The sequence below is a fragment of the Paenibacillus violae genome (genome assembly GCF_032461945.1).
Taxonomy (GTDB): Bacteria; Bacillota; Bacilli; order Paenibacillales; family NBRC-103111; genus Paenibacillus_E; species Paenibacillus_E violae.
In genome coordinates this window covers 163,971-177,007 of record NZ_JAWCUD010000011.1, presented here as the reverse complement: position 1 = coordinate 177,007, position 13,037 = coordinate 163,971, and the positions used below count along the sequence as shown (strand labels likewise).

Annotated in this window: 12 protein-coding genes; 11 read left to right on the top strand and 1 reads right to left on the bottom strand. The window is 42.1% G+C overall.

The annotated features are described in order from the left end of the window. Positions 1–106 precede the first annotated feature (106 nt). Entirely contained in the window at positions 107–304 is a 198-nt protein-coding gene (locus tag RQP52_RS27145) for a hypothetical protein (RefSeq protein ID WP_315954744.1), read from the top strand. 1,656 nt (positions 305–1,960) lie between these two features. Here RQP52_RS27145 and RQP52_RS27140 read toward each other — a convergent pair. Then, positions 1,961–3,055, bottom strand: a complete 1,095-nt coding sequence (locus RQP52_RS27140) for a YncE family protein (RefSeq protein WP_315954743.1) — start codon at positions 3,053–3,055, stop codon at positions 1,961–1,963. 330 nt (positions 3,056–3,385) lie between these two features. On the opposite strand from RQP52_RS27140, the gene RQP52_RS27135 reads away from it, so the two are divergent. The 10 genes from RQP52_RS27135 to RQP52_RS27090 all read left to right on the top strand — a co-directional run bounded on the left by RQP52_RS27135 (position 3,386) and on the right by RQP52_RS27090 (position 12,972). Further along, on the top strand, positions 3,386–3,883 hold the full coding sequence (locus RQP52_RS27135; protein WP_315954742.1) for a hypothetical protein: 498 nt from the start codon (positions 3,386–3,388) through the stop codon (positions 3,881–3,883). Between the two features lie 205 nt (positions 3,884–4,088). Then, entirely contained in the window at positions 4,089–4,625 is a 537-nt protein-coding gene (locus tag RQP52_RS27130; RefSeq protein ID WP_315954741.1) for a hypothetical protein, read from the top strand. A 145-nt stretch (positions 4,626–4,770) separates the two neighbouring features. Beyond that, on the top strand, positions 4,771–5,247 hold the full coding sequence (locus tag RQP52_RS27125; RefSeq protein WP_315954740.1) for a UPF0158 family protein: 477 nt from the start codon (positions 4,771–4,773) through the stop codon (positions 5,245–5,247). A 291-nt stretch (positions 5,248–5,538) separates the two neighbouring features. Next, positions 5,539–6,048 (top strand): DinB family protein, encoded by a 510-nt coding sequence (locus tag RQP52_RS27120; protein WP_315954739.1) that lies wholly within the window; start codon positions 5,539–5,541, stop codon positions 6,046–6,048. Between the two features lie 757 nt (positions 6,049–6,805). Next, on the top strand, positions 6,806–7,069 hold the full coding sequence (locus tag RQP52_RS27115) for a hypothetical protein (protein WP_315954738.1): 264 nt from the start codon (positions 6,806–6,808) through the stop codon (positions 7,067–7,069). A gap of 332 nt (positions 7,070–7,401) precedes the next feature. After that, the gene (locus RQP52_RS27110; protein ID WP_127457973.1) at positions 7,402–9,228 is read left to right on the top strand and encodes an ABC transporter substrate-binding protein; all 1,827 of its coding nucleotides are present in this window, start codon (positions 7,402–7,404) and stop codon (positions 9,226–9,228) included. A gap of 95 nt (positions 9,229–9,323) precedes the next feature. After that, positions 9,324–10,334: an ABC transporter permease gene (locus RQP52_RS27105; protein WP_127457972.1), complete on the top strand. Its 1,011-nt coding sequence runs from the start codon at positions 9,324–9,326 to the stop codon at positions 10,332–10,334. Position 10,335: 1 nt separating this feature from the next. Beyond that, a complete protein-coding gene (locus tag RQP52_RS27100; protein ID WP_315954737.1) occupies positions 10,336–11,172 on the top strand; it encodes an ABC transporter permease in 837 nt (278 codons plus the stop codon). A gap of 2 nt (positions 11,173–11,174) precedes the next feature. Continuing rightward, a complete protein-coding gene (locus RQP52_RS27095) occupies positions 11,175–12,185 on the top strand; it encodes an ABC transporter ATP-binding protein (RefSeq protein ID WP_315954736.1) in 1,011 nt (336 codons plus the stop codon). Continuing rightward, positions 12,172–12,972: an ABC transporter ATP-binding protein gene (locus RQP52_RS27090; RefSeq protein ID WP_127457969.1), complete on the top strand. Its 801-nt coding sequence runs from the start codon at positions 12,172–12,174 to the stop codon at positions 12,970–12,972. The genes RQP52_RS27095 and RQP52_RS27090 overlap by 14 nt, the downstream gene beginning before the upstream one ends. Positions 12,973–13,037 lie beyond the last annotated feature (65 nt).

Sequence of the window (13,037 nt, the reverse complement as noted above, 5' to 3'; positions counted from 1 at the left end):
AAGCTGGCTGACCGTCGTGGCGATCATTATTTTATCGTATACTGCACCAAACCTCGTAAACCCTTAGGCTTGGGTACGTGGCATCATCGTCGCTGCTACATCGGTCTTGACAGTAGTCTTTGCAAGTCGGGCTGCCATAGGTAAACCGCGTGAATTGATGCGGTTGCGTATCGTTGTGACGGTATTGCTCATCGCATTCACCGCCGTACTTTTTTTCTTGACTTTACCGGTATGGATGAAAGTCGAGCAGGTGGTTTGCAGCGCATTGCTTCTAGTTATTGCCATTCTCATCTTCAAGCGCTAGACCCTTTTATCAAATGAAATTAAAGTTTTAGATCCAAGAGGAGAACTTCATGAATGACAACTAAATTTGAATAACAACATTTATATACAAATGTGCAACATCAGTATAATGTATTGACACGTGCGCTATCGGTGAACTTTAGTTGAATAAACACTGGGGAAGGCAGCCGTCTAGTGAACGGCTGCCTTTACTCAACTAACGGGCAGCATTGGTCAATTGTTCCACGAATACCTCCGTTTTCCTAAACAAAAAACCGTCCTTTAGAGGAACGAATTATTTTGTGTTTTTTACCTTCCAGAAAGAAATCCCAGGCATATGTCCAATCAAGAACTATGTACTGAGCGTATGATTATACCGTAATGAAAATTAACTTGAGGGGAATGATTAATTATGGGTGCAAGTTGTGCAGGTTATAGTGGCTACTCCTCAGCTGCGGTGGTATTGGTCCTTTATGTTTTACTTGTAATCGTTCTTGCAGTTTTTGCTTGGTAATAAAAGAACAAGATGGCTCGAACATTCGAAACAGCCCATACCCATTTCTCTAGACTGAATAGACTAATAGCACCATAGCGCACACCATACCCAGAATACTCATTCGATATCACCTTGTAGTGTACCGAAAAAGAGGAATCCTTTAAGTTTTAAGGGGATTTCTTTTTTTGTGTTCATAGAATCAATTCGAGTTGTATGTACAATATACGATAATGTACCTTTGTTCAACTAACGCAGAACGTTAATTACATACACAACTAACATGAGGCTGCCGGCATTTTCGGCAGCCTTTGCTCAACTAACGGGCAGTAGAGCGTAGTGGGATGGCTATTTAATATCATTTAGTGATACGGGTCACCGTAATGTATCTAAGTGCAAAGTTCATTTTGACCACAATATATATATCAGCATATAAAGACAAAACCACTCCTGCCAATGGAGTGGTTTCTTTGGATAGAACTTCTCTTTTATTTAAGAACTAACTTACCTAAATTAATACATCGGTAAAAGAGTAAAGTCAAACTTAAAGTAAATAAATAAATTGGGATTGAAAAAATTATTGAATATCCATTCTTGTATGTGATCATTTTAAAAACAACACTGATCCATTCGACTCCTAGAGATAAAATACACCAAACAACTACGTATAATACGACACTTTTCGTTTTTATTCCAAACAATTCATAAAAATAAATAAAGAAATAGGAAAATGGAGAATAAAGAAAGTAAGAAACTAAGTCAAACATGTCGTAATGAGGCGAATCGTTTACTTCATAAAAGTCAAACACCCCTCCTCCGATCGTAAAATCCCAAAACTTCGCTACAGTGAACCCCCACAAAAAAAGCAAAAAGGTAATTTCTGGTTTTAATTTCCTTGGCAGAAAGTACGAGAAAGTATACGTACAAACTATAGCAATGGTGATAAACCACTCGTTCTTATCAAAATGTTCATATGGAGTCAGATTCATTGAGCACCCCATATTTGTTGAGCCATTCATCCAAGTTACACCGCGAACTGCAGAACAGTTGGATTTAACAGCGGGGGATGTCCTCATGGAATTCAATCAGATCACATCTGTGCTGCGGATCAATCTAGGAAAGTAAGAGAACATCCGCCATTCGGAAAGCAGCCGGTCATATGATCGCTGCCTTTCTCAATTTAGGTTAATTAGTGAGTGACAGGAAAAGTTGAGGCTGGTTTAAAATAAAGTCGTAATCATAAGCTTGTATAACGACAACCTTACGATCCCTGTTACTCAGGACGTACAAACGATTGGTTCGGGCATTCAAAACACCGTTAAAAGGTTCGACTCCCGTACGTATACGTGTAAGAATCGTGTTATCCGCCCCATTTATCACGATAACATTGCCGCCAAATTCCGGAACATATACAAGGTTTCTTATAGGGTCAACATTGATAACAGCTGGAGATTCGCCAGTACGTACCGTCTGGATTATCCGATTTGTTCGCAAATTTACTGCACTTACCGTGCCACCATCAGGATCTGCAGAATACAGTCGATTTGTTCGCTCATTTAAAGCGGGATCAATGATTTCATGGAGAGTAGGGGGGGATATTACGGTTATGAGTCTGTTGGTGTTTCCATTAACTACAATAATATCAGCGTCTTTAACGACATAAATTCGATTTGTCCTAGTATTGATTAAAACTACGAAAGCTGGCCCCGTTTGAGGATTTGCGATTATCAGATTGCTCTTTCCATCTATGACGGCCAAGTTCCCTGTATTCGCAAACACGACATAAATTCGATTCGTTAAAGGATTCACAGCAACACTTATCGGTTGAATTCCGACCAATGGTATTTTAGACATAATTTTGTTGGTTTCGCCGTCGATAACAACTAATGTGTTACTACTACGATTGATTACATAGATTCGGTTGGTGGACGGATTTACAGCTATATTTCCCACACTGGATGAAAGCTTGATCGTCTTTATGATCCTATTTGTGATACTGTTAATGACGGAAACGGTTCCACTTGTTGTATTGGATACATAAAATCGGTTGGTACGAGGATTTACCGCAGCGTGAAACGGGTTGTTGCCAACACTTATGGTGCGAATTATTCTATTCGTATCACCATTTATTACAGTGACGGTATTACTTCCGGTGTTAAGTACATAAATCCGGTTAAGGGGCTCATTAAGATAGATTTTGGAGGGGTTTCTTTCAACTGGTATAGTCTTGATGACACGATTCCTCAATGATAATCGAGTAATGGAACGCTTAGTCCTCATATTTCTTCTAATACCTCCATATATTAAGAATCCTATACTATATGCTCAGGATAAAAGTAATGTTTATTATTTTTAGATGTACGTATGTTCAGTCGTAAAGTCGTAACGAAGAAAAACCTAAGGCTAAGCCAACAGATCTTATTAAACTCACGTGAGTTCCGTTTAATAAATGGCATTGAATTAATGGGTAGTTTTAGGCACTTGAGCATTGAACTAACGGATACGATAGTTCAAAATAAGGGAGCAGAATGCCGCGGGTCGGCAGCTGTTCCTTTTTTATTGAAGTAACGGACAGTAGAGCGTGGTATAGTATAAGAAGGGGGAACTTAATTGAATGGATTGTTGAAAATGAGTAAAAAAGCAAAGATAAGAACGACTGTTGTTTTGTTGGTGCTGAGTATCATACTTTTTTACTTGGTAAATCTTTTTACGATTGATCCCTACAAAACATCTGGAAACGGAAATCTGGGATTAGTTCCAATTTTATTTTCAATTCCCATTTTTATCGGTTTTAATATATTTTACTTTTTAGTTCTTCGCACTGGTTTACGGAAAGTGAGTAATAAAATCAAAGCCTTAATATTTATTATTTGCTTAATAATTTTAGTCGTTTTCTTTCTTCTCGAGCTGAATTTTGTTAAGGATTTATCCGATTTATTAGGCTCATGGGATGATCTCAATTCCAGAGTGTACCGTTATCCAATATTAAACCAATACACCAACACTATGTTCTTCAACAAATACACCTTTCTTACTGCTGTGACGATAACTACTTTGATTGGAATTGTGTACCCTAATAAAAATCCAGGTTATAAGGTATTCAGCTAACGATAAACTTTAGTGAAGGAGCTTGCTTCGTGGCAGCTCTTTTTTTATTCATTCAATTAACGGGATACTTGAACAAAAGCGAAACTTATACAAGCACTAAAACGTCATGTTTTTCGAGGGGGTTATTATTCTGGAAACGAAATTGAATTGATAAAATTGAATAATTATAAATGAATAAGTTTTTCCCACCAAAGGGGGCAGATTGTTGAAAAAGAGTAGATTAACTTTTTTTACACTTACAATTTTGCTACTAATTATCGGATTCTCGGCTTATTATATTAACGATAATAAGCATGTGTATGGAAATGATAAAGATTCCATAGAAAAAGTAATTAAATCTATTAAAGGGTATGAAAATAAATCAATTGAAATTCTGGAGGTAAAGGATTTCAATGATCGAAGGGTTGTAGGATTTTTATCTAACAATAGTCCTGGCTATATTCAATTTAGAAAAAATGAAGATGGCAATTTTTTGTGGAGTTATATACAAGTGAGTGAGGATGAAAAATTTAGCTCATTCATTCCTGAGCATCTTAGTATGTTTATGATTGTTGCCAATAATGAAAATGAAATTGCTAAAATGCAAGTAAGTATAAATGGACAGAAATTGGAGCAAAGGTTTATTCCTTATAAGGCGACTGTTGCTTGGGTCAATTTTCCCGATACCGATAGTAGCCAATATGAATTTCGAAATTATAAGTATTATGATAAAGACGGAAATCTAATAAAAGAGATCAATTAGTTCGTTGAACTAACGAAGAAACTTTAGTTCAATGTCTATAAAGTTGGACCATCCAATCATTGCGTGTTCGAAGCTACCGATTAGGTAGCTTTGTTTATTTTTTTTGGATATGATGTTTGTATACATCGAAAAGGAGCAAAGGCATATGAAGAGTAACAAACCAGTAAAGATAGATGATTTAATCAGTGAAATTGAACTTCAAATTGATGATGCTTTTACTTTTATAAACACTATAACAGGTGAGGTTATTACATTAATGAGAGAAGAAATTGGAGCTGCTGAAGATGAAGAGCCTCTTGAAAAATTTCCTGTATGGCAAAGGGAGAATATTGAAAAAGCCATTAACATAATTGAGGATGAAGTCGGGGTTTACGTTGACTTCACATTAAGAAATGAACTCAATGAATATGAAATCATTGAGGAGTTTATTCTGAGTATTAAGGATCAGAGGATTCGAGAAGAACTGTATGATGCAATTCAAGGAAGAGGAGCGTTTCGGAGATTTAAAGATGGATTAATTGAACATGGTGTTGATAAACATTGGTATATGTATAGAGAAAATAAGATTAAAGAATTAGTAATTGACTGGTGTAAAGAGCACAACATTGAGATCCAAAATTAATATTGGTTATTAGCCCTTCACAATATTTGATTACCCGTTTCCAAAGAACTCAAAAACAAGACTACCAATGTAACGATGGGAACCTTATTAAGAAACTTATTAAGCTACGGGCAGTTTAGCTTGGCGGCCAACCAACTAAGTGGTTGCTTATTCTCAATTGTTGGAAGGAAAGTTCTATTCTTTCGCGAATTCATTAGACATGCCGAAGTAACGAATTTCGCAAAAAAATCGCGGTAGAGCATTGGAAAGAGCATTTTAGTTTTCTATATCTTCATAGAAAGGTGATTACGCATGAACCAAAGACCGTCAGAAGAAGAATACGCCGGGGACGCCGGCGAGTATATCCGGTTGGTGCCGGAAGGCAACATCATCGACATTCTGCTCGCCCAGGAAAAGCAAATGGCCGAGCTGTTGGCATCGTTGACCGAAAGTCAGAGCGCCCATCGGTATGCGGAAGGAAAATGGACGCTAAAAGAAGTCGTGGGCCACATCGCAGACAGTGAACGCGTCATGACCTACCGCCTGCTCCGATTTGCAAGAGGGGATCAGACGCCTCTGCCCGGTTTCGACCAGGAATTGTTCATTCCTCCTTTCGGAAGCTGGACAACCGCGCAATTGGCCGAAGACTACCGGGCCGTACGGCAATCGACGATCACACTGCTGCGCGGGTTACCGACGGAGGCGTGGTCCCGCAAGGGCACAGCCAACAACGTAAGCATTACGGCGCGCGCCCTCGCTTACGGCATCGCAGGACACGAGCTTCATCACATGGGGGTCATCCGAAATCGTTACTTGAGATAACCCTTCCCATCCCGTGCATAGACTGAAATGAAGAGAGGACAAACGGGTGTTGAAAAAAACAGCAGCGATTGGTTGCTGACTGGACACACACACACACGTTTTGTCTAAAAATGAATAGCAAACAATAATCTCAAACAAGAAAAAGTCATTCAGCTAACGGGACACGTTACTTGAATAAACTACAAAATGAGGCTGCCACCGTGAAAACGAGTGGCAGCCTCATTAAGCTATCGGGCAGTTTAGTTTAATGACAAGGGAATAGTGATATAGAACCAGATTTACTAATCAACTGTAAAAAGGGACGAAGTGTATTGATTTTGATATGGGAGAAAATGAATGATTGAATATCGCGGAATTGAAATTTTGTTTAAAAATGGATACATTCTGACAAATGGACTGTATAACGGGTACAGCCGAGATACGTGTAAAAATAGATCATAGTCTGGATAACGTTTCTATATTTATAGCAGGACCTCAAATAGCCCAGAAACTACTTTTTAATGTTCTGGTCTATTTCCATTTTAACCTGCCGGGATTGTATCTACAATATGCGGGACTGGCTACCTGTATTTCCGGGTACCTGAGTATTTACTAAGTAAGTGTTATGGTAAAATAAAGAAAATTTTTAGGTGGGTGTATTATGGATAGAACTACACTTTCGTACCACACCATTGTCCTTTCCGGCCTCCATCGGTCTGCGAACGTCCCTCCGATAAACGAAAATACGAAGATCGGCGATGACGTGGAGGCATAAAGCATGTCAAATTTAGCTGAGCTCGAGAATGTCCATGCAGATATTGAATCCGTTCATGAGGTCGTCCAATGTTTAAAAGCAAGAATAGATGGCATATATATTGGAATTCACCTTCTTAAAAATCGGGAGGGCAATTACTTTTATGAACTCAGTCATTATTACAGAGGCGCAGACACCGCTGGACCTCTTGTTGCTATGGATAAGAATATTATCCCATTACAAGCCGCTTATATTATGGCTTTTTTGATTATCATCACAAATTATTAGAGCGGAGTGTCACAGGAACCAATAATGGTCGTTCCAATTCAACATATAGAAACCAATGGATACTTGGCTTATGAAATTCTACTGGATAAAAATGAGTTTGGAATGCTTGATGAAATTGAGGTCTAAGGTGTCTATAAGCTTACTTTCCGGACGACAACTATAGTTGTGATAACAAGTAGGGATACTGGAGATTTCCAGTATCCTATTTTTATTTTGCTTGAACCATCCGATTGGTAATAACAGGAACAAATTCGTCATAGGCTACTAGAGAAACCGCTTACATAGAAATAAAGCTTTTACGAAGTCCAACTGTTTGAATGGAGGGCTAGAAAATGAAACACAGAAAATTTGTCACCGTAATTAGTGGACTTGCCATGGTAGCCACCACACTTTTGGCAGCCTGTGAAGCACCCCCGACTCCACCGTCCACGGCTACCAATCAGACCACCAAACCGGAGACCACGGTGCCGGCAGGACAGACAGCTGCACCGACAACGACTACGGCTCTTAAGGAAACGCCCAGGAACGAGACCATGTATATCAATGGTTTACAATGGGGACCGCCTGCCAATTTCAACTTGATAAGCGGGAATCCGGCTTTTCCCATCAACTATGGAAACTCCAGGGAATTGGTCTATGAAACGCTGTTCATGATTAACCAGTTGAACGGACAATTGGAACCTTTACTTGGAACCAAATATTCTTGGACGGATGACATGACCTTAAAAGTGGAACTCAACAAGGACGCCAAATGGAGCGACGGCAAGCCTTTTACGGCGGACGATGTAGTCTACACTTATAAATTAGGGAAAAAATATGAAATCAACTGGAGTAGCTTCTGGACCTACATTGAAGATGTCGTCGCGGAGGGACCGAATACCGTTAATATTAAAATGAACAAAACCACGCCAAACAAGCTTACTGTACTCGACAGCATAGAGCTGATTCCGATGCTTCCGAAGCACATCTGGGAAGAGCTTGAGAAGAAGGCCAACAACGATCTGCCGACCCTACGTAAGGAAATCAATGCCGATCCGGTAGGTACAGGTCCTTACAAAATGTATTTCTATAACGATCAGAAGATCACCGTCGTTCGAGACGACAACTACTGGGGCAAAGCCTTGTTCGGCAAGCTTCCTGCTCCTAAGTACATCACCCATGTTATTTATAAAGACAACACCGCGGGAGACCTTGCATTCAAAAGTAATCAGGTGGATGTGTCCCAGCAGTTTATTCCGCAGGTTTGGAATATGTGGAAGGATGGCGCTCCGATCAGGACTTATTTGAAGGAAGCACCGTACTATCTGCCCGGCTCTATGCCTTCTATCTTCTTTAACATGTCGAAGAAGGGTCTCGATAATGCGGATGTGAGAAGAGCCATTGCCATGAGCATCGATTATAAAAAGGTTTCCGACTTGGCCATGAGCGGATATTCGGCACCAATGCAGCCATCCCTTACTTTGAACACGTCGGCGGAAGCTAAATATGTGGATCAGAATGCTATCAAGCCGCTGCAGTGGACTACGGATGTGGCCGGTGCTAACGCCCTGCTCGACAAGATCGGAGCGAAGAAGGGTTCAGACGGTATACGCGTGCTGAACGGAACAAGACTAGGGCCATACGAAGTGGAATGTCCATACGGATGGGCTGACTGGAATGCATCGCTTGAGATTGTCGCCCAAAGCGCTAAATCCATCGGTATTGAAATCCGAACTAAGTTCCCGGAAGCACCTGTTTGGACGAATGATCTGCAGACAGGGAAATTCGACATTATCATGAATACGCCTGCCGGTGCGGTAAGCCCAAGCCAGCCTTGGAGCCGAGCCAGAGCGATTATGTACTCCAAAGGCGTAGCTCCACTGGGAGAATTGGCCTTCTGGAACTGGGGTAGATATAAGAACGCGAAGGCTGATGAAATTATCGATAAAATCCCATCGGTTTCCGACGAAGCCCAATTGAAATCCATGTACACGGAGTTGACCAAAATGTGGCTTACCGATGTTCCTTCTATTCCGCTCATGTACAGACCATGGGTATTCCACACCGTGAATGAAACGGTTTGGAAAGGATTCCCGGCACAAAGCGATGGCAGTAACATTCCTCCGCAGATAACGATTGACGGGGCGGGCTTCAAATCCCTGTTCCAGATTCACAACTAATCCCATAGGGGCCTATATTGGGTAAATGTGAATGTGACCCCAATATAGGCTTCTTTTTCCAACCTTAAATCAGCTACCCAAGGGGTGTGTACAATTTGAATGCCTATGCGAAGTATTTTACCAAGAAGTTCTTCTGGTATTTTCTTACCCTGCTTATAGCAGTGACGTTAAACTTTGTTCTGCCGAGGCTAATCCAAGGTAACCCGATCAGCATGATTGCTGCCCAAATGACACAGGGGATGACGGACAGCGATTCGATCAAGAAAGTATATGAAACCTTTACAAAAGAGTTTGGCGTTGACAAGCCGATCGGGACCCAGTTTGTTATCTATATCAAAAACTTATTTACAGGCAACTTAGGAACCTCGTTCGGCCTGTACCCCAAGCAGGTTACGGATATTCTCGCTTCCGCGGTTCCTTGGACCATAGGATTGCAGCTGCCCGCTATTTTGACCGGGTGGATCCTGGGAAATATTCTCGGAGCAGTGGCTGCCTATAAAAGAGGCGTGTTCGACAAAGTTCTTTTCCCAGCCGCTTTATTCGTCAACTCCATTCCTTTTTTTACTCTCGCGATCATCATGCTTTTTATATTCGGACTCACACTGCACTGGTTTCCCTTGGCAGGTGGATACGATTACCAGATGATGCCACAGCTCAGTCTTGATTTTTTCATTTCGGTCATAAGACATCATACGCTCCCGTTTCTCTCCATTGTTATAGTAACTATTGGTGGCCAAGCCATAGGGATGAGGCAGATGTCCCTATACGAGCTGAATTCGGACTACGTCCTCTATAGTAAGCTGCTTGGGATCCGTGATTCGAAGATCGCCAAGTATGTGTTCCGGAACGCCATGCTTCCCCAAATAACTGGACTTGCCCTGTCTATAGGAACGATGGTCGGTGGATCCTTAATCTGTGAAATTGTATTTTCGTATCCCGGGATCGGTACTTGGTTGTTTACCGCCATACGGCAGCTGGATTACCCACTCATTTCTGGGTGCACACTGCTCATAGCCGCTACCGTGCTGCTTGCGAATTTCATCATTGAAATTGTTTATGGATTGGTTGATCCAAGAATCAAGGCGGCTCAAATGGAGGATCAATAACATGTCTAATTCATATAGCATATTAGTTAAATCCCCCAAGTTCATCATAGGAGGGTCCGTTCTTCTGGCTATGATTGCGCTGGTGTGGATCTACCCGTTGTTTAATAAAAAGGATCCGCTGGAGATGATGGCACTCGCTTTTCAGCACCCGAGTTCCACTCTTCTTCTAGGATCTGATAATTTCGGAAGAGATGTGTTTCTCGAGCTTACGTACGGCATAAGAACATCCCTCAAAGTAGGATTGATTGCCGGTATTTTCGCGACCTCTATTGGGCTTGTGATTGGTTTGTCTTCAGGCTACATCGGAGGTTTAGTCGATAATTTCCTATCAGCCGTAACGAATATTTTCATCGTCATTCCGTCATTTATCATTTTGATCCTCATCTCCGTCAGTATCGATTCCCGTAGTTCCTTAGTGACAGCGGTCATTATCGGGGTTACCAGCTGGCCTTGGACAGCCCGGGCGGTACGTGCCCAAACGACTTCCTTAAGAAACCGGGATCATGTGAATCTGGCCAAAATTTCCGGTCACAGCACACCGCGGATCATCGCGTTTGAAATTCTTCCATACATCGCCTCTTACGTGGTTATGGCTTTTGTCCTTCAGACTGCTTCCGGCATTCTATCGGAGGCCTCTATCTCCATGCTGGGATTGGGACCCTACAATACGATCTCGCTGGGGATCCTTATGAACTGGGCGCTGGTGTTCGAAGCTCCGGTCGCAGGGGCTTGGTGGGCATTCATTCCGGCTGCGCTGTCCATTGCTATCATCACCTTCTCCCTTTATTTAATGAACACGGGGATGGATGAAATCTTTAATCCCAAGATAAGGAGCTAATTATGGGCAAAAACATATTAGAAGTAGGAAGGTTGAAAACCTACTATAAAACTCGGCTGAAAGAAAAGGTACACGCGGTCGACGGAGTCGACTTCGTGCTCGAAGAAGGAAAGACGCTGGGCATCGCAGGGGAATCCGGCTGTGGCAAGTCCACTCTTGCCCTCAGCCTGATGGGCTTTTATTTTCCGCCACTGCATTATAATAGCGGATCCATTGTGATCAACGGAACGGATATTATGAAGCTCAGCAAGGAGCAGCTAAGGTTACAAATATCCGGACGGGAAATTGCGTATATTCCTCAGGCGGCGATGAATGCGTTGAATCCGACGTTGAGAATCATTCGCTTTATCGAAGATATCATGAAAGAGCATAAACCGGAGTTGACCAAGAAGCAGGTTTGGGACATGGCTGCCGAGCGTTTTGAGACATTAAATTTGTCACCCAGTGTACTGAACTCTTATCCGAATGAATTATCCGGCGGGATGAAGCAAAGGACCGTCATAGCTATCTCCAGTATATTAAATCCGAAGGTGTTGATTGCGGACGAACCGACTTCCGCACTGGATGTTACATCACAGAAGGCCGTTATCAAGCTGATGAAGGATTTGCTTGCCAAAGGGTTCATCAAATCCCTTGTGTTCATCACCCACGAGCTGCCGCTGCTGTACCATGTGACCGATGATATTATGGTCATGTATGCGGGAGAAATCGTCGAGAGAGGAACGGCGAGACAGATGATTTTTGACCCGCTGCACCCGTATACGAAGAAATTGATGGGATCCATCATCGTTCCCGAAGAAGGTATGAAGGAGCATAAACTAACTGCTATCCCCGGAGCCCCGCCTAATTTGAAGAAAGTACCCGAGGGCTGCCGGTTTGCGGATCGGTGCCCTTACGTCCAGGACCAATGCCGGATAGGGAAAGTGGAAAACCGGGTTGCCGACGACCGGATTTACCGGTGCCTTTTTGATACCCAGACGTTAAAGGGGTGGTACGATAATGAGCAGGAATGACGTTCTCATCAGCGGAAAGAACATTACGAAAACATTCGGTTACGGAAAGAATAAAATAACGGCAGTTCATGATGTGAATTTCACATTCCATGAAGGAGAAATCATTTCAATAGTCGGGGAAAGCGGCAGCGGCAAAACCACCCTGGCCAAAATCATGATGGGTTTACTGAAGGAATCCAACGGAAATATCCAATATAAGGGCAAACCGAGGCAACTGAGGACCCATGCTAACCGCAAAGAGTATTGGAAGGATATCCAGGCGATATTTCAGGATCCTTTCTCCTCTTTCAATATGTTTCATAAAGTGGAAAAGCTATTAATCGATTGTATTAAGCTGCAGGGGCTGAAGCTTTCGAAAGAAGAGCAGTTTCACAAGATGAAAGACGCCTGTTCCTTTGTTAATCTGAAGTTCGAGGAGCTGTATAACAAATATCCTTTTGAGCTTTCGGGGGGACAGATGCAGCGGCTAATGATCGCTCGAATCTTTATGCTGCATCCCAAAGTATTGATTGCCGATGAGCCGACCTCCATGGTCGATGCCTGCTCACGTTCCACGATCCTGGATATGCTTCTGAAGCTGCGGGATGAGAACAACATGACCATCATCTTCATCACCCATGACGTGGGCCTGGCCTATTATGTGAGCGATACATTATATATTATGGAAAAAGGGAAAGTCGTAGAGAACGGCCAAGCGGAAAAAATCCTGCTGAATCCTCAGCACACATATACCCAGCAGCTGATTTCCGATGTGCCGAAGATTCATTCGGAGTGGAATCTGGGGTAATCCTAAGTATCCAGAATACCCGGGTTTGCGAGCAGGATTACTTTCAGAATCTAAAAATGAGCTTA

What these genes read in the sequence shown, in the direction of transcription:
- RQP52_RS27140 (WP_315954743.1), bottom strand. Translation starts at nt 3,055, where the DNA reads ATGAGGACTAAGCGTTCCATTACTCGATTATCATTGAGGAATCGTGTC.
- RQP52_RS27125 (WP_315954740.1), top strand. Translation starts at nt 4,771, where the DNA reads ATGAAGAGTAACAAACCAGTAAAGATAGATGATTTAATCAGTGAAATT.
- RQP52_RS27120 (WP_315954739.1), top strand. Translation starts at nt 5,539, where the DNA reads ATGAACCAAAGACCGTCAGAAGAAGAATACGCCGGGGACGCCGGCGAG.
- RQP52_RS27115 (WP_315954738.1), top strand. Translation starts at nt 6,806, where the DNA reads ATGTCAAATTTAGCTGAGCTCGAGAATGTCCATGCAGATATTGAATCC.
- RQP52_RS27110 (WP_127457973.1), top strand. Translation starts at nt 7,402, where the DNA reads ATGAAACACAGAAAATTTGTCACCGTAATTAGTGGACTTGCCATGGTA.
- RQP52_RS27100 (WP_315954737.1), top strand. Translation starts at nt 10,336, where the DNA reads ATGTCTAATTCATATAGCATATTAGTTAAATCCCCCAAGTTCATCATA.
- RQP52_RS27095 (WP_315954736.1), top strand. Translation starts at nt 11,175, where the DNA reads ATGGGCAAAAACATATTAGAAGTAGGAAGGTTGAAAACCTACTATAAA.
- RQP52_RS27090 (WP_127457969.1), top strand. Translation starts at nt 12,172, where the DNA reads ATGAGCAGGAATGACGTTCTCATCAGCGGAAAGAACATTACGAAAACA.